Source organism: Pseudoduganella sp. GW821-FHT11H04 (assembly GCF_058807935.1).
In genome coordinates this window covers 513,520-529,795 of the sequence record NZ_JBXARE010000004.1, presented here as the reverse complement: position 1 = coordinate 529,795, position 16,276 = coordinate 513,520, and the positions used below count along the sequence as shown (strand labels likewise).

Sequence of the window (16,276 nt, the reverse complement as noted above, 5' to 3'; positions counted from 1 at the left end):
CCGCCAGCATTTATAATGGCGACTTTCCATCCCACCCATCCAAGTAACCATGTCTGCACAACTGATCGACGGAGTAGCGCTCTCCCAAAAACTGCGCGCCGAAATCGCTTCCCGCGCCGCCGCACTGACCGCCAAAGGCAAACAGCCTGGCCTGGCTGTGATCCTGGTCGGCGATGACCCTGCCAGCCACGTTTATGTGCGCAATAAGGTCAAGGCTTGCGAAGACGCCGGCATCCGCTCGGTGAAAGAGCAGTACGCCGCAGACATGACCGAGCAGGACCTGCTCGAGCGCATCGCCACCCTGAACGCCGACCCAAGCATCCACGGCATCCTGGTGCAGATGCCGCTGCCAAAGCACATCGACCCGCACAAGGTGATCGAAGCCATCGCCACCACCAAGGACGTGGACGGCTACTCGGTGCTGAGCGCCGGTGAACTGATGACCGGCCTGGAAGGCTTCCTGCCATGCACGCCTTACGGCTGCATGAAGCTGATCGAATCGACTGGCGTAAACCTGAAGGGCAAACACGCTGTCGTGATCGGCCGCTCCAACACCGTCGGCAAGCCAATGGGCCTTTTGCTCTTGCAAGCCAATGCAACCGTCACCATCTGCCATAGCGGGACCTCGGACCTGGGCTACCACACCCGCCAGGCGGATATCGTGGTGGCTGCAACTGGCCGCCGCAATACACTGACTGCTGATATGGTGAAACCGGGTGCTATCGTGATCGACGTGGGCATCAACCGCGATGAGAACGGCAAGCTGTGCGGCGACGTGGACTTTGCGGGTATCAAGGAAGTGGCTTCGCATATCACGCCGGTGCCGGGTGGTGTGGGTCCGATGACGATTACCATGCTGCTGATGAATACCATTGAATCGGCGGAACGCGTTTAAACCCGGTAAACCAGGGTACGACCCAAGGGTCGGACCCCGGGTCCGCGGCCGCCGCGTTACGGGGGGCTGACCCTTGGGTCTGACCCCGAATTTTAGGGTTTAAAGGAAAACAAATGACTGACAATCCCCTGCTGGACTTTAGCGGCTTGCCGCGTTTCGATGCGATCAAGCCCGAACACGTGACTCCCGCAATCGAGCACCTGCTGGAGAAAAACCGCGCCGCAGTGGCGCAACTGGAAGCGCCAAGCGGCGACGTGACCTGGGATAACTTCGTCACCCCGCTTGAAAATTCCACCGAGCTGCTGGGCCGGGCCTGGGGCATTGTCAGTCACCTCAACAACGTTGTGGACACGCCGGAACTGCGCGCCACCTACAACGACAACCTGCCGAAAGTGACCGAATTCTGGACCGCCCTGGCCCAGAACGAAGCGCTGTTCGCCAAATACAAAGCCCTGCGCGCCAGCGCGGAATTCACCACCCTGTCGCCGGCGCGCCAGCGCATCATCGACAACGCGATCCGCGATTTCCGCATGGGCGGCGCCGAACTGCCGGCCGACAAAAAAGAACGCTTTGCCGAGATCCAGGAAGAACACGCCGCTACCAGCACCCGCTTCAGCGAGAACGTGCTGGACTCGACCAACGACTGGAAACTGCTGGTGGAAGACGAGTCCGAGCTGCGCGGCCTGCCCGACGATTCAAAGGCCGCCGCCAAGGCGCTGGCCGAGAAGGATGGCAAGCAGGGCTGGGCCTTCACCCTGCACTTCCCTTCCTATTACCCGATCCTGCAGTTCTGCGACAACCGCGAACTGCGCGAAAAAGTCTATCGCGCCAACGCCACCAAGGCCTCCGAGCTGGGCGAAGCATTCAGCAAGCGCGAAGACTGGGACAACACCGGCAATATCGCCACCCTGCTGAAACTGCGCGCTGAAGAAGCGTCCCTGCTCGGCTACAAGAACTTCGCCGAAGTCTCGCTGGTGCCGAAAATGGCCAAGTCGCCGGAACAGGTGATTGAATTCCTGGAAGACCTGGCCAAACGCGCCCGCCCGTTCGCCGAGAAAGACCTGGCCGAACTGCAGGCCTACGCCAGCAAGGAGTTGGGCATCGACGGCCTGCAATCCTGGGACCTGCCTTACGCTTCCGAAAAACTGCAGCAGCACCTGTACTCCTTCTCGGCGCAGGAAGTGAAGCAGTACTTCCCCGAGCATAAAGTCATCGACGGCCTGTTCAAGCTGGTGCAAACCATGTTCGGCGTGAGCATCAAGCCTGACAGCGCGCCGGTCTGGCACAAGGACGTGCGCTTCTACCGAATCGAACGCGACGGCAAGCTGGTCGGCCAGTTCTACCTGGACCTGTACGCCCGCGAAGGCAAGAGCGGCGGAGCCTGGATGGATGACGCGCGCGGCCGCCGCATGAAAAACGGCGAACTGCAAACCCCGGTCGCCTACCTGACCTGCAACTTCACCGAACCGCTGGAGGTGGATGGCGTACTGCAGCCATCCCTGTTCACCCACGATGAGGTGATCACCCTCTTCCACGAATTCGGCCACGGCCTGCACCACATGCTGACCCAGGTCGAGGAACTGGCGGTCTCCGGCATTTCCGGGGTCGAATGGGACGCGGTGGAGCTGCCATCCCAGTTCATGGAGAACTTCTGCTGGGAGTGGGATGTACTGAGCCATATGAGCGCCAACGTGAAGAACGGCCTGCCGCTGCCGCGCGCCCTGTACGACCGCATGCTGGCGGCGAAGAACTTCCAATCCGGCCTGCAAACCCTGCGCCAGGTGGAATTCGCCTTGCTCGACATGCTGCTGCACTACGACTTCCAGCCGTCCGGCGCCAAATCGGTGCAGGACGTCATTGACGAAGTGCGCCGCAAATTCGCTGTTATCATCCCGCCAAGTTTCAACCGCTTCCAACATTCCTTCGGCCATATCTTTGCCGGCGGCTATGCGGCGGGATACTATAGCTATAAGTGGGCGGAAGTTTTGTCTGCCGACGCCTATGCTGCTTTCGAGGAAGCGGCGGCGCTCGACGGCGGCAAACTGTCCACAGATACCGGGAAACGCTTCCAGCAAGAAATCCTGGCCGTCGGCGGTTCGCGCCCGGCACTGGAATCGTTCACCGCCTTCCGCGGCCGTGAGCCGACGATCGACGCCCTGCTGCGCCATAGCGGCATGGCGGCTTAAAGGAGAAAGAATGAAACGCGCTGCACTGCTTTTGTTGCTGCTGACTGCCAGCGTGGCGCAGGCACAGATGTATAAGTGGAAGGACGATAAAGGCGTTACCCACTTTACCGACACGCCGCCGCCAGCCACCGCCAAAAAGGCGGAGATGAAGAATTACAACACCGGTGGTACCGGAAGTGTCGATCTGCCGCCGGAACTGGCGGAAGTCGTACGCTCCCGTCCAGTTGTGCTCTACACCACCGGCAGCTGCAGCACCGGTTGCGACAAAGCGCGCGCCATGCTGGCAGCGCGTGGCATTCCTTACCGCGAAAAGACCGTCAACACGCCGGAAGATTTCGAAGTACTGAAAAAGGCGGGCAGCGCAGGCCAGGTACCGTTCCTGCTGATCGGCCGTGGCAAGCAGGTCGGCTTTGAGCAAGGCGCCTGGGATACCGCGCTGACCGAAGCGGGCTACCCGACCGTCAAATCGCTGCCGCCTGGTTATTCCAACCCGCCGCCGACTTCGGCCGCGCCGCCGAAAGCGCCAAGCGCCGACGAACTGGCACGCACCAAGGCCGAATCCGACCGCGCCGCGGCAGCCGACGAAGCTGCGCGCCGTGAACGCGACACGCCGAAAAACGCACCGCCTGATTTCCGTTTCTGATTTCGGTATCTGATCGATGACGCAGATTGATTTTCACAGCGGCGTGCCGGACAAGGTAGCCTATGCCTGCCGCCTGCTGCGCAAGGCCTGGGCCAGCACGCCCCGCATCGTCGTCATGACCGAAGATGCCGCCCAACTGGCGGAACTGGACCGCGTATTGTGGACCTTTTCCGCCACCGACTTCCTGCCGCACGCCCACGTCAACGACCCGCTGGCGCCCGATTCGGCGATTGTGTTGGCCGACAGCGACGCCACTGAACTGCCGGAGGCAGGCTTGCTGGTCAACCTGGCGCGCCGTGCGCCGGCCCAGTTTGAAGCATTTCCGCGACTGATCGAAGTCATTTCCTCCGACGAAGAAGATGCGGCGGCGGGCCGCCTGCGTTATGCTGCCTACAAGCGGCAGGATTTCCCGCTCAAACATCTCACGGTAGGCAAGTAATGAATCAGGCTTTTGACGCAAGCATCCCGGTCCTGACCGAAATCATGCAAGACGAGGCGCCGGCGCCAGACGCCGCAGCGCCCGCCGCCGAAGCAGTCGCCTCCCCTTCGCTGCCGGCGCCGGACGATGACGAAGCCTGGGATGCGCTTGAGCGCCGCCTGTCCGAACGCGTGCTGCTGCAGCTGTCGAACCGCGTCGATTTCGTGCTCGAGCAGCGCATCAAAGACAGCATCGGCGAAGTGCTCGACCACGCCCTGCACGCGCTCACCGTGGAAATCCGCGAAGGCCTGCACGACACCATCGGCAAGATCGTCACCCGCGCCGTACAACAGGAAATCACGCACCTGCAAGCCAACTCCGGCCGCAGGAAATAATTCCCTCTTTGCCATCCGGGGTTTTTGCTGTATTTTCTCTGGCGTACATGAATATTTGACTGGAGACCCCGATGCAGTTCAAGACCAAGTTCATTTCCGCCGCACTCGCCCTGGCATTTGCCGGCGGAGCCTACGCCCAGGACACCATCAAGATCGGCCATGTGTCGCCGGTTTCGGGTCCTAATTCCCACCTCGGCAAGGACATGGAAAACGGCGCGAAAATGGCCGTCGAAGACCTGGCAGCCAAAGGCGTCAAGATCGGCGGCAAGCCCGTCAAATTCGTCGTCCAGTTCGAAGACGACGGCGGCGACCCTAAACAGGGCACCACCGCCGCGCAGAAGCTGGTGGACGCCAAGGTACAGGGCGTCATCGGCCACCTGAACTCCGGCACCACCATCCCGGCCTCCAAGATTTACTTTGACGCCGGCATCCCGCAGATTTCGCCGGCCGCCACCTCGCCGGTGTACACCAAGCAGAAATTCAACACCGCCTTCCGCGTGGTCGCCAACGACAATAAGCTGGGCGGCACCCTGGGCGCATACGCCGTGCAGAAGCTAGGCGCCAAGAAAATCGCCGTGATCGACGACCGCACCGCCTACGGCCAGGGCGTGGCCGACGAATTCGTCAAAGGCGCCAAGAAAGCCCTGCCGGGCGTGCAAGTGGTCGGCAAGGAGTTCACCAACGCCAACGCCACCGACTTCAACGCCATCCTGACCAATATCAAGTCGAAGAATCCGGACCTGGTGTTCTTCGGCGGCATGGACTCCGTGGGCGGCCCGCTCCTGCGCCAGATGAAGGCCCTGGGCATCAACGCCAAATTCATGGGCGGCGACGGCGTGTGTACCGATGCGCTGTACCGCCTGTCCGCCGGCGCTGCCGCCGACGGCGTGGTCACCTGCGCCGAAGCCGGCGGCGTGACCGCGGAAATGCAGAAGAACATGGACGACTTCCGCGCCCGCTACAAGAAGAAGTATGGCCAGGAAGTCCAGCTGTACGCACCATATGTGTACGACGCCATCATGACCATGGCCGACGCAATGGAGAAAGCCAATTCGTCCGAACCAGCCAAATACCTGCCGGTACTGGCCAAGATCAAGCACCAGGGCGTCACCGGCCTGGTGGAGTTTGACCAGTACGGCGATATCAAGGACGGCGCGCTGACCCTGTTCACCTACAAGGGCGGCGTCAAGACCAAGATGGAAGTGATTAAGTAATACACGAGAATATCGGGGGGGAGCCCGTGGGCCGCCAACCAGCATGGCGGCCCTTTTCGTTTCAGGAGAAAGTGCAATGCAAACCAAAACCATCATCGCAGCCATCGCCTTGGCCTTTGCTGGCGCCGCGAGCGCCCAGGAAGTGGTCAAGATCGGCTATGTCGGCCCGCTGTCCGGCCAGTCCGCCCACCTGGGCAAGGACAACCAGAGCGGCGTGCGGATGGCGGTGGAAGAATTGAACGCCAAAGGATTCAAGATCAACGGCAAGGCGGTCAAGTTCGAGATGGTGTCCGAAGACGATGCCGGCGACCCTAAACAGGGCACATCGGCCGCACAGAAACTGGTCGACGCCAAAGTACAGGGCGTGATCGGCCACCAGAATTCCGGCACCACCATTCCAGCCTCGAAGATTTATTACGACGCCGGCATTCCGCAGATTTCCGCATCGTCCACCAGCCCGGTGTACACCAACCAGGGCTTCAACACCACCTTCCGCGTGGTGTCCAACGATCTCAAACTGGGCAGCTCGCTGGGCAAGTACGCCACGCAAAAGCTGGGCGCCAAGCGCATCGCCGTGATTGACGACCGCACGGCCTACGGCCAGGGCGTAGCCACTGAGTTCCTGAAGGAAGCCAAGAAAGGCGCCGGCGTGCAGATCGTGGACAAACAGTTCACCACCGACAAGGCCTCCGATTTCAATGCCATCCTCACCAGCATCCGTTCCAAGAACCCGGACCTGGTGTTCTTCGGCGGCATGGACTCGGTCGGCGGACCGCTGCTGCGCCAGATGAAGCAGCTCGGCATCAAGGCAAAGCTGATGGGCGGCGACGGCATCTGCACCGAAGCGCTGCCCAAGCTGTCTGGCGGCGCCGACGATATCGTGGTGTGCGCGGAAGCCGGCGGGGTAACGCCGGAACAGGAGAAGAAACTGGACGAATTCGCCGCCCGCTTCAAAAAGCGCTACGGCATTGAGGTGCAGGTGTACGCGCCATACGCTTACGATGCCACGATGGCGATTGCGCATGCCATGTCGGACGCCAAATCGGCCGAACCGGCCAAATACCTGCCCTTCCTGAAGAAGGTCAAGCACGACGGCGTCAGCGGCACCATCGCCTTCGACGCCAAGGGAGATATCAAGGACGGCGCGCTGACGCTGTTCGGCTACAAGGGCGACAAGAAGACGCGCATCGAAGTGATCAAATAAAAAAAAGCCGGGCTAGCCCGGCTTTTTTATCGATCTCATTTCTGGGACAGGACCCATTTCACCAGGGTCTTGGCTTCCGCCTCGGTCACCTGTGGGTTGGCTGGCATTGGGACTGCGCCCCACACGCCGGAACCGCCCTTCATCACTTTCTGAACCAGCTTGGCTTCTGCATCTTTCTGGCCAGCGTACTTGGCGGCGACATCTTTGTATGCCGGGCCAACCAGCTTGGTGGCGACTGCGTGGCAGCCCATGCAGTTCTTGGCCTTGGCCAGATCAGCGTTTGCAAAAGCGGCCTGCGACGAGAAAGCCGCGGTAACCAGGAAACCAACCAGCAGGGAACGTTTCATTTTTTCATCTCCAAGAAAAAAACTGACACAATTCTACTCCACAACGCACGCTTCGTATTATGGGTTGACCGATAGCTGGATATTGCTATGATGGAATACCAAGGAGTGTTCCATGCCCATTATTCTATTGATAATCGCCCTCGTGGCGCTGAAGTACTTTGAAGTCTGGAAGTTCGCCGAGCTGTCGTGGTGGTGGATCGTTGCAGTGATGGGCGTTGCCTTCGCCTGGTTCGAACTCATCGAGCCACTGCTGGGCCTCGACAAGCGCAAGGCCCACAACGTCGACGAACAACGCCGCAAAGAGCGGGTCAAGAAAAGCTTCGAAGACCTCAAGAAACGCAAATAAATGTCCACCTTGGGGTCAGGAACAAAAGTGGACATTTTCTTCGGAAATGTCCACTTTTGTTCCTGACCCCAAGGTGGACATTTGCGCTTGATCAGCGCTTCAGCTGCGACAAGTCACGCACGGCGCCGCGGTCGGCGGAGGTTGTCAGCGCGGCGTAGGCTTGCAGGGCCTGCGATACGTAGCGCTCGCGGTTGACCGGTTTCCATGCGTCGGCGCCGCGTGCTTCCATTGCGGCGCGGCGTGCTGCCAGCGCTTCCTGCGTCACGCGCAGGTTGATCGTGCGCGATGGGATGTCGATGTCGATCATATCCCCTTCTTCCACCAGGCCGATGGCGCCGCCCTCGGCCGCTTCCGGCGAGGCGTGGCCGATCACCAGGCCCGATGAGCCGCCCGAGAAGCGGCCGTCGGTGAACAGTGCGCAGGCTTTGCCCAGGCCTTTCGACTTGATGTAGGAGGTTGGGTACAGCATTTCCTGCATGCCCGGGCCGCCTTTCGGGCCTTCGTAGCGGATGATTACCACGTCGCCTTCGTGCACGGTGTCGCCCAGGATGCCTTCCACAGCGGCGTCCTGGCTTTCGAACACGCGCGCCTTGCCGCTGAATTTCAGGATCGATTCATCCACGCCGGCGGTCTTCACGATGCAGCCCTTTTCGGCGATATTCCCGTACAGGACCGCCAAGCCGCCGTCTTTCGAATAAGCGTGCTCCAAGTCGCGGATGCAGCCGGTGCTGCGGTCCAGGTCCGACGAGGCGTAGCGTTCGGATTGCGAGAACGCCACCTGGGTCGGCACGCCGCCCGGCGCTGCTCGGAACAACTGATGCACGGCCGCGTCGTCGCTGCGCTTGATGTCGTACTTTTCGATGGCTGCACCAAGGTTCGGGCTGTGCACGGTGTGCTGGGTGATGTCCAGCAGGCCGGCGCGCGCCAGTTCGCCGAGGATGGAGATGATGCCGCCCGCGCGGTGCACGTCTTCGATGTGGAATTTGTCGGTCATCGGTGCGACCTTGCACAGGCATGGCACTTTGCGCGAGATGCGGTCGATGTCGGCCATGGTGAACGGCACTTGCGCTTCGTGCGCGGCGGCCAGCAGGTGCAGCACGGTGTTGGTGGAACCGCCCATCGAGACGTCCAGCGCCATCGCGTTTTCAAACGCTTCCTTGGTGGCGATGGAGCGCGGCAGCACGCTGTAGTCGTCCTGCTCGTAGTGGCGCTTAGTGATCTCCACGATCAAGCGGCCGGCGCGCAGGAACAGTTCCTTGCGGTCGCTGTGGGTAGCGACGATGGTGCCGTTGCCCGGCAGGGACAGGCCCAGCGCCTCGGTCAGGCAGTTCATCGAGTTGGCGGTGAACATGCCGGAGCAGGAACCGCAGGTCGGGCAGGCCGAGCGCTCGATCTCCGCCACGTCGGCGTCGGAAACGGAGCTGTCGCCTGCCTTGATCATGGCGTCGACCAGGTCCAGCTTGATGATCTTCTCGCCGCCGTTAACAGCCTTGATTACCTTGCCCGCTTCCATCGGGCCGCCGGAGACGAAGATCGCCGGGATGTTCAGGCGCATGGCAGCCATCAGCATGCCGGGGGTGATCTTGTCGCAGTTGGAGATGCAGACCATGGCGTCAGCGCAATGCGCGTTGACCATGTATTCGACGGAGTCGGCGATCAGGTCGCGCGATGGCAGCGAGTACAACATGCCGCCGTGGCCCATGGCGATGCCGTCGTCAACGGCGATGGTATTGAATTCCTTGGCGACGCCGCCGGATGCTTCGATCTCGCGCGCGACCAGCTGGCCCAGGTCCTTCAGGTGCACGTGCCCCGGTACGAATTGGGTGAAGGAGTTGACCACGGCGATGATCGGTTTATTGAAATCGCCATCTTTCATGCCGGTGGCGCGCCACAGGGCGCGAGCGCCTGCCATATTGCGGCCTTGGGTAGTGGTGTAGGAACGGTATTGCGGCATGGCGGAGTCTCCTCAGTAAGAGTCTAAGATTGCCTTGCCCCTGACAAGTTGTCAAATATATGATAACCGCTGCTGTGATATGCTTTGCGAATGAACATCGAACTTCGCCAGCTGCGTTACTTCGCCACCGTCGCCGAGGAGCTGCATTTCGGCCGCGCCGCGCGGCGCCTGCATATGACCCAGCCGCCGCTGTCGCAAACGATCATGGCGCTGGAGGAAATGCTGGGAGCCCCTCTTTTTGAGCGTAACCGGCGCGGCGTGGCGCTGACGGCGGCCGGGGAAGCCCTGCTGCCGGAAGCGCGCCGCCTGCTCGAACAATCAGCCGGCTTGGCGGAGCTGGTGCAGCGCGCCGCCACGGGCGCCAGCGGGCGCTTGTCGCTGGCCTTCGTGTCCTCCGCCGATTACAGCGTTCTGCCGCCAACCCTGCGCGCCTACCGCGCCGAATATCCGCAAGTCGAAATCACGCTAAAGGAAGCCACGTCGGACTTGCAGCTGGACGATCTGCTGGAAGGCCGCGTTGACGCCGGCTTGCTGATCCCTCCCCTGCCCGACCGCGCGCGCCAGGATCTTGATTACCTGCCGGTGCTGCGAGAGCCGCTGGTGTTGGCCGCGCCAGCTGGTTTGCCGGCGCTGGCCCGCGCAAGCAAGTCCACCGGCGCGGCCGATTTGCGCAAGTTGGCCGGCATCCCGCTGATCATCTTCCCGCGGCATATTTCGCCGGGGCTGTACGACGCCATCCTGTCGGTTTTCCGCGAGGCCGGCATCACCGCCGAAGTGGGCCAGGAAGCGATCCAGATGCAGACCATTGTCAGCCTTGTATCTGCTGGCATGGGATTGGCACTTGTGCCACAATCCGTGTCGAATTTACGCCGGCCGGGCGTGGAATACCTGCCCCTGGTCCAGAACACGCCGCTGGTGGAAACCGGCCTGGCCTGGCGCCGCGACCATGCCTCGCCCGTGCTGCGGGGCTTCCTGGAATTAATGAGAAAGAGAATCTGAATGCCCCTGATCCATCCGATGCCCGATCCGGTCGCGATCCACCTGGGTCCTGTTGCAATCCACTGGTATGGCCTGATGTACGTGCTGGCCTTCACTTTGTTCATCGCGCTCGGCCGCGTGCGCATCAAACAGCCGCACATCGCCGCGCAAGGCTGGACCAAGGAAGACCTGGACGACATGCTCTTTTACGGCATGCTGGGCGTGATCGTTGGCGGCCGTCTGGGCGAAGTGTTCTTCTACCAGCCGGAAATGCTGCTCACGCCACTGCGTATCTTCAAAGTGTGGGAAGGCGGCATGAGCTACCACGGCGGCTTCCTCGGTGTGCTGGTCGGCATGGCCCTGTGGGCACACAAGCGCAAACGCAACCTGCTGGACGTGTATGACTTCATCGCTCCACTCGTGCCGCTTGGCTATGCCGCCGGCCGCATGGGCAATTTCATCAACGCCGAACTGCCTGGCCGCGTTGTCAGCGATCCGTCGCTGCCATGGGCAATGATTTATCCAAACGTGGATATGCAGGCGCGCCATCCATCCGCGATCTACCAGATGCTGGTCGACGGCATCCTGGTGTTCTGCATTCTCTGGCCGTTCGCACGCAAGGCACGCCCGCGCCTGGCGGTTGGCGCGCTGTATGTGCTGCTGTATGGCTGCGCGCGATTCGTCACCGAGTTTTTCCGCACGCCTGATTGGGAGCGCACCTACGGCCCGATCACGATTACCTCTGGCCAGGCGTTGTCGCTGCCGATGATCATCGGCGCCATCGCCATGCTGGTGTGGGCGTACCGCTCAAACCAGCCCAATAGCGCCGGCCAGCGCACCTAAGGCAATCAGCCACAGGGGATTCAATTTGCTCGCATAGGCCGCCGCTGCGGCGGCCAGCGCCAGCAAAATGCCGCGCCATCCGGCGCCGGCAACACTCAGGAAAGTCCACGCCGCGCCGGCCAGCATGCCGGCTGCCAGCGGCGCCAGCGCATCGCGTAACGCGCCAGCCCAGCGCCCCTTCCCGCCGCCATGGCGGTTGATCACAGATCCCAGCGCCAACACCAGGCAAGACGAAGGCACGATCGCCGCCAGCGTCACCACGACGGCGCCCAGCCAGCCCTTGATCATCCAGCCGATCAGCGTAACGAACAGCAGGTTCGGACCAGGCGCCGCCTGCGCCAGCGCATACATGGCGGCGAATTGCTCGTCCGTCATCCAATGGTTCTGCACCGAGACGTAATGGTGCACGTCCGGCGCGACCAGCACCACGCCGCCGCCGATTGCCGTCAGCGACAGCACGGCCAGATGCCAGGCCAGCCCGCCCAGTTTGACGTCATCGTTCACGGCTTCCTCCAGACGAAGGCGAACAGCAGGAAGCCAATCGGCACCAGAGTAGCTACAACCGTGATCAGCCCAACCTTCGCCACACCAAGACCGACGAAAGCTGCCACCAGCAGCGAAATCTGCGCGATACGCCGCCAAAACATTGTGCGTGCCAAGTTGATGGGCGCACCTTCCGCCGGTGCGGAGCTGCGCAGCATGCCAACCGCCAGCTTGAGCGCAGTGGCAAGGATCAGGCCAGACGCGGCCGCCGCCATGCCGCGCATGGCATCGACGAAGAGGGGGTGGTGTGCCAATTCCTGATAGGCGGCGCCGAGGGCGATAACGATGAAGAAAGGGCCGAGCAGCATCCCCGTCAGCGCGGAAACACCGCCCGCCACGCCCGCATAGCGCTGACCGACCATGACGGTCAAATTGCAGATGGTAGGCCCCGGCAGCAGTTGCGCGATGCTGAGAAGTTCGCCGAATTCAGCGGCCGTCAGCCACTGCGTACGCTCGACCAGATGGCGGTAGGCGAAGGGCAGCACGCCGCCAAACCCTTGCATCGCCATATGCGAAAAGACCTTGAACAGCGCCCAGCATCCAACCCGTGCTTCCTGCATTGCATCCTCCGCTTACGCGAACGCGTGGTAAAACATATACGCCGCGAGCACAAACAGCACCACGGCAAAGACGCGCTTGAGCGACGCCACATCCATCTTGTGCGCCGTACGCGCACCAAGAGGCGCCATCGCCACGCTGGCCGCCACGATGACCGCCAGCGCAGGCAGATAGACGAAGCCCAGCGAATACTGCGGCAAACCCGGCTCCGCCCACCCGTAATAGATATTCGACAAAGTGCCCGACAACGCAATCGGGAAGCCCAGCGCAGCGCTGGTCGCCACCGCCTGATGGATCCGCACATTACACCACGCCATGAACGGCACCGAGATAAAGCCGCCGCCGGCACCGACCAGTCCCGCCACGACGCCAATCACCCCGCCCGCAGCAAACATACCCGGCGCTCCCGGCAGCTCACGCCCCGCCGCCGGCTTCTTATTGCGCAGCATCTGCGACGCCGAAAAAGCCACGAAGGCCGCGAACAGCAGCGACAGCGCCGAAGTATTCATCTGCTTGCCGATCCAGGGCCCGATCCACGAACCGATCACAATCCCCGGCGCCAGCAGCGCCACGATGCGCCACTGCACTGCACCGTGTTTGTGATGCGCCCGCACCGAAGACAAGGAAGTAAACATGATCGTCGCCAGCGATGTCGCGATCGCCATGTGCACCACCAGCGCCGGTGGAAATCCTTTGGCCGTAAAGATCATCGTAATGAACGGCACCAGCACCATGCCGCCGCCAATCCCCAGCAAGCCCGCCGCAAAACCGCCTCCTGCCCCCATTGCGAGCAGTATCAGCATCAATCCAATATCCATCCACTCATTCCTGCTGTGCTTTAAGCCGTCGATTTTACGCGGAGCCGCCAACATTGGCTAAAATGCCCCCTTTTGTCATTTTTGCCATTCCCATGAAACGACTGCTTTCCGCCCTCGCCCTTTCCTGCTGTGCCACCGTCGCCCATGCCGACGGCTACGAAAGCGGCGTCGAAGCCTACCGCGCCGGCGATTACGCCAAGGCCCTCAAGATTTTCGAAGGCTTATCCGCCCGCGGCTACGGCGACGGCGACTGGATGCTTAGCGTGATGTACGCGAACGGAGCAGGCGTCCCGCAAGACACCAGGAAATCCCAGGAATTCGCTATTCGGGCAGCAGAACGCGGCGAAGAAAGCGCTTACGTTCTAGTGGCCATTATGCATTTGGCGAAAAAGTCAGACCGTTACGATCCTGCCAAAGGCCTGGAGTGGCTTCAAAAAGGAGTCAGGGCCCATGGCGCTGAGAGTATGCGTCACTTGGCCCTCCAAAAGGTCAGTGGCGAACATACTCCCCAGGATAAGGAAGGTGCATTCAAGCTAATGAAGGAATGCATGGACTTGCAAAACGGCCTGTGCACCACAGGCCTGGCAGACATGTACGCAAAGGGCATTGGTACGCAACAAAGCTACACCAAGGCATTCCGCCTATACCAGTCCATCCGCGATGACGGCGGCGACACCAGCTACAAGCTTGGCCGCATGACCGAGGCGGGGCAGGGAACGAACAAAGACTACGCACGCGCAATGGAGTACTACATGAGCGCAGCAAGTAAACAGAATGGCGCCGCAATGAACAGCATTGGCGAGCTCTATCTCCGGGGCCTGGGTGTGCCGCGCGACTACACGAAGGCGGCAGCCTGGTTCGAGAAAGCGGCCGACTTCCAGGATAGCGATGGATTGATAAACGGTGGGCGCCTGTATGCACAAGGCCTGGGCGTCAAGCGCGACGACGCTGAGGCCGAAAAATGGTTCCAAGAAGCGGCAGATAAAGGAAGTGCAAATGCAATGCGAGAATTGGCACGATTCCAGGAAGAGGGCCGCGGCACGTCTGCATCCGCCAGGGACGCGCGCCAATTGTTCTGCCACGCGGCATTGATGGACCAGTCGCGCATCATGGAAGACTTGAATGACACTAAGCTCGAGCCCGTGTCACGCAAATCCATCGTTGGCGAACTGGCTGTGATTTATAACTGCAAGGAAAGCGAGCAGGCACGCACTTTTTCAGGCATGCTGGCGCCACGCTTGACACAGTCTGAACGCGACGACGCGCAAGCGCTTGCCGCCACTTTCGCCAAAAGCGGCATCGGCAAAGCACTGGACAACTACACCGGCGCCAAGCAGTAAGGCTTATTCCTTCAGCAGCTTGGTGACAGCAGCCCATTGCGCCGGCGTGACCGGCGTGATGGACAGGCGGCTGCCTTTTTGCAGCACCACCATGTCCTCCAGTTGCGGCAGCGTGCGCATTTCGGCCAGCGACAGCAAGCGCGTTTTGCGTACGCCTTTCACGTCGACGGAAATCCAGCGCGGCTGCTCCTGCGTCGCCTTGGCGTCGTAGTAGTTGCTCTTTGAATCGAACTGGGTGGCGTCAGGATAAGGACCGCTCACCACTTCCGCAATGCCGGCAATGCCCGGCTCCGGGCAGGAGGAATGGTAGAACAGCACGCCGTCGCCGACCTGCATCGCATCGCGCATGAAATTGCGGGCCTGATAGTTACGCACACCGAACCACGGCACGGTCTTGCCCTTGGCGGACATGACATCGTCAATGCTTACTTCGTCGGGCTCGGACTTCATCAACCAATATTGCATGGCGCTCCTCTGGACGTAAAAAAACGGTTGCGCACCTTGGAGTGCATGCAACCGCTTTCGTATGGAATGAGGCCCCGCCTGTGCCGTTATGCCGGCATCCCGAACCTTACGGTTCAAGGTGGTTGCAGTTAGTTCAACTTCGGGTTCATCAGACTAGTGACGCTCACGCCCGTCGAACAAATTTCCGCAACCGGTGCATGTAAATGGTTCAAGGAATATATGGCAAATCTCGAACACCGCAGGGTGACACGAAGTTTACTCCTCAAACGATTTCGGGGAAAGGCCTTTAAGACAATTAAAACAGATTCTCTTGCGGAGTCAGTGCATTGTCGAGCACCTTGTGCATGGCGCCCAGCTTCTCCTGCACTTCCAGCATTGACGGGCCGCCGCTGGCAGTTTTCGATGCCAGGAATTCAGCAGCCATGCCCAGCGCCGCCATGACGGCAATGCGGTCATTACCCTTGATCTTGCCCGCTTCGCGGATCGCGCTCATCTTTTTATCGAGCAGATTGGCCGCTTCGCGCAGCGCGCGTTCTTCGTCGGCCTTGCAGGCCAGCTTGTACGGCTGACCCATGATGGTCACGTCGACATGGATCATTGGGCATCCTCAGGGGTGTCTGCTTCGGCGGCCGGGATCTTGTCCAGCAGCGCCGTCACGCGCGCATGTGCTTCGCCCAGGCGGCGTTGGTATTCAAGGTTATCGGCCACCAGGGCGGCATTGGCCTGGCGCAACTGGGCGTTCTCACGACGCAAGGTATGCGCGAGTTCCGCGAGGCGGTCGATTTTGTCGGAAAGTTCTTGGTAGTCTGCGATCATCCAGAAACTATAGGGCCGCACGATTGCACGGTCAACTTGGTGTTAGACATGCTTGGGATTGTAGCCTATTTGGAGCCCAGCCCAGTAATCTTCCTGGCCGCTGCCGCGATGTCGATGCAGACGTCCTTGAATGCGCCGCCGATGTCGGCCAGGTCATTGCCAAGCTCCTTGAACCAGATGCCGATGCTCATGGCCGCTCTCCCGTATATCAACTCCTCCATTACAGCAAGCGAAGATGACAGGACAGGCCACGCTTCGATTACAAATCTGTAATCAGGCGCCGCCCGCATTGACGCCGCTTTTGACTTTCTGG

At 61.0% G+C, this 16,276-nt stretch carries 20 protein-coding genes and 1 other RNA gene; 11 read left to right on the top strand and 10 right to left on the bottom strand.

What is annotated here, in order from left to right:
- Positions 1-49 precede the first annotated feature (49 nt).
- The 7 genes from folD (at position 50) to AC1RTP_RS12635 (ending at position 6,955) form a co-directional block, all read left to right on the top strand.
- Positions 50-895 carry a bifunctional methylenetetrahydrofolate dehydrogenase/methenyltetrahydrofolate cyclohydrolase FolD gene (gene folD, locus AC1RTP_RS12665; RefSeq protein ID WP_498607967.1) on the top strand — a complete coding sequence of 282 codons (846 nt, stop codon included), beginning with the start codon at positions 50-52 and terminating at the stop codon, positions 893-895.
- A gap of 113 nt (positions 896-1,008) precedes the next feature.
- On the top strand, positions 1,009-3,081 hold the full coding sequence (locus AC1RTP_RS12660; protein WP_498607965.1) for a M3 family metallopeptidase: 2,073 nt from the start codon (positions 1,009-1,011) through the stop codon (positions 3,079-3,081).
- A 10-nt stretch (positions 3,082-3,091) separates the two neighbouring features.
- The gene (locus tag AC1RTP_RS12655; RefSeq protein ID WP_498607963.1) at positions 3,092-3,724 is read left to right on the top strand and encodes a DUF4124 domain-containing protein; all 633 of its coding nucleotides are present in this window, start codon (positions 3,092-3,094) and stop codon (positions 3,722-3,724) included.
- A 16-nt stretch (positions 3,725-3,740) separates the two neighbouring features.
- Positions 3,741-4,163, top strand: coding sequence for a DNA polymerase III subunit chi (locus AC1RTP_RS12650; protein ID WP_498607962.1), 423 nt, complete (start codon positions 3,741-3,743; stop codon positions 4,161-4,163).
- Positions 4,163-4,537 carry a DUF2486 family protein gene (locus tag AC1RTP_RS12645; protein ID WP_498607961.1) on the top strand — a complete coding sequence of 125 codons (375 nt, stop codon included), beginning with the start codon at positions 4,163-4,165 and terminating at the stop codon, positions 4,535-4,537. Before AC1RTP_RS12650 ends, AC1RTP_RS12645 begins: the two co-directional genes overlap by 1 nt.
- A gap of 71 nt (positions 4,538-4,608) precedes the next feature.
- Positions 4,609-5,751 carry a branched-chain amino acid ABC transporter substrate-binding protein gene (locus tag AC1RTP_RS12640; protein ID WP_498607960.1) on the top strand — a complete coding sequence of 381 codons (1,143 nt, stop codon included), beginning with the start codon at positions 4,609-4,611 and terminating at the stop codon, positions 5,749-5,751.
- Between the two features lie 76 nt (positions 5,752-5,827).
- Positions 5,828-6,955, top strand: a complete 1,128-nt coding sequence (locus AC1RTP_RS12635) for a branched-chain amino acid ABC transporter substrate-binding protein (protein ID WP_498607958.1) — start codon at positions 5,828-5,830, stop codon at positions 6,953-6,955.
- Between the two features lie 35 nt (positions 6,956-6,990).
- On the opposite strand, the gene AC1RTP_RS12630 is transcribed toward AC1RTP_RS12635, so the two are convergent.
- Entirely contained in the window at positions 6,991-7,302 is a 312-nt protein-coding gene (locus tag AC1RTP_RS12630) for a c-type cytochrome (RefSeq protein WP_498607957.1), read from the bottom strand.
- Between the two features lie 112 nt (positions 7,303-7,414).
- Between AC1RTP_RS12630 and AC1RTP_RS12625 the strand changes: the two genes are divergently transcribed.
- Positions 7,415-7,648 carry a TIGR04438 family Trp-rich protein gene (locus AC1RTP_RS12625; protein WP_498607955.1) on the top strand — a complete coding sequence of 78 codons (234 nt, stop codon included), beginning with the start codon at positions 7,415-7,417 and terminating at the stop codon, positions 7,646-7,648.
- Between the two features lie 91 nt (positions 7,649-7,739).
- Here the strand turns inward: AC1RTP_RS12625 and ilvD are convergent, their stop codons facing one another.
- The gene (gene ilvD, locus AC1RTP_RS12620) at positions 7,740-9,602 is read right to left on the bottom strand and encodes a dihydroxy-acid dehydratase (RefSeq protein ID WP_498607953.1); all 1,863 of its coding nucleotides are present in this window, start codon (positions 9,600-9,602) and stop codon (positions 7,740-7,742) included.
- Positions 9,603-9,692: 90 nt separating this feature from the next.
- Here ilvD and AC1RTP_RS12615 point away from each other — a divergent pair, with 90 nt between their 5' ends.
- Both AC1RTP_RS12615 and lgt read left to right on the top strand, forming a co-directional pair.
- Entirely contained in the window at positions 9,693-10,601 is a 909-nt protein-coding gene (locus AC1RTP_RS12615; protein ID WP_498607952.1) for a LysR family transcriptional regulator, read from the top strand.
- Positions 10,602-11,423: a prolipoprotein diacylglyceryl transferase gene (gene lgt, locus AC1RTP_RS12610; protein ID WP_498607950.1), complete on the top strand. Its 822-nt coding sequence runs from the start codon at positions 10,602-10,604 to the stop codon at positions 11,421-11,423.
- On the opposite strand, the gene AC1RTP_RS12605 is transcribed toward lgt, so the two are convergent.
- The 3 genes from AC1RTP_RS12605 to AC1RTP_RS12595 are packed head-to-tail and all read right to left on the bottom strand — an operon-like array spanning position 11,388 to position 13,342.
- Positions 11,388-11,927, bottom strand: coding sequence for a chromate transporter (locus AC1RTP_RS12605; protein WP_498607949.1), 540 nt, complete (start codon positions 11,925-11,927; stop codon positions 11,388-11,390). The genes lgt and AC1RTP_RS12605 overlap by 36 nt on opposite strands.
- The gene (locus AC1RTP_RS12600) at positions 11,924-12,526 is read right to left on the bottom strand and encodes a chromate transporter (RefSeq protein WP_498607948.1); all 603 of its coding nucleotides are present in this window, start codon (positions 12,524-12,526) and stop codon (positions 11,924-11,926) included. Before AC1RTP_RS12600 ends, AC1RTP_RS12605 begins: the two co-directional genes overlap by 4 nt.
- A 12-nt stretch (positions 12,527-12,538) precedes the next feature.
- Positions 12,539-13,342 carry a sulfite exporter TauE/SafE family protein gene (locus AC1RTP_RS12595; protein ID WP_498607947.1) on the bottom strand — a complete coding sequence of 268 codons (804 nt, stop codon included), beginning with the start codon at positions 13,340-13,342 and terminating at the stop codon, positions 12,539-12,541.
- Positions 13,343-13,434: 92 nt separating this feature from the next.
- On the opposite strand from AC1RTP_RS12595, the gene AC1RTP_RS12590 reads away from it, so the two are divergent.
- Entirely contained in the window at positions 13,435-14,682 is a 1,248-nt protein-coding gene (locus tag AC1RTP_RS12590; RefSeq protein ID WP_498607946.1) for a tetratricopeptide repeat protein, read from the top strand.
- Between the two features lie 3 nt (positions 14,683-14,685).
- On the opposite strand, the gene AC1RTP_RS12585 is transcribed toward AC1RTP_RS12590, so the two are convergent.
- From AC1RTP_RS12585 to AC1RTP_RS12565, 5 genes are all read right to left on the bottom strand, one after another.
- Positions 14,686-15,147: an EVE domain-containing protein gene (locus AC1RTP_RS12585; RefSeq protein WP_498607945.1), complete on the bottom strand. Its 462-nt coding sequence runs from the start codon at positions 15,145-15,147 to the stop codon at positions 14,686-14,688.
- A 67-nt stretch (positions 15,148-15,214) separates the two neighbouring features.
- A non-coding RNA gene (gene ssrS, locus AC1RTP_RS12580) (6S RNA) lies at positions 15,215-15,395 on the bottom strand.
- Positions 15,396-15,442: 47 nt separating this feature from the next.
- Positions 15,443-15,745 (bottom strand): cell division protein ZapA, encoded by a 303-nt coding sequence (locus tag AC1RTP_RS12575; protein ID WP_498607943.1) that lies wholly within the window; start codon positions 15,743-15,745, stop codon positions 15,443-15,445.
- On the bottom strand, positions 15,742-15,963 hold the full coding sequence (locus tag AC1RTP_RS12570; protein WP_498607942.1) for a hypothetical protein: 222 nt from the start codon (positions 15,961-15,963) through the stop codon (positions 15,742-15,744). Before AC1RTP_RS12570 ends, AC1RTP_RS12575 begins: the two co-directional genes overlap by 4 nt.
- Before the next feature lie 65 nt (positions 15,964-16,028).
- Positions 16,029-16,154 carry a hypothetical protein gene (locus AC1RTP_RS12565; protein WP_498607940.1) on the bottom strand — a complete coding sequence of 42 codons (126 nt, stop codon included), beginning with the start codon at positions 16,152-16,154 and terminating at the stop codon, positions 16,029-16,031.
- Positions 16,155-16,276 lie beyond the last annotated feature (122 nt).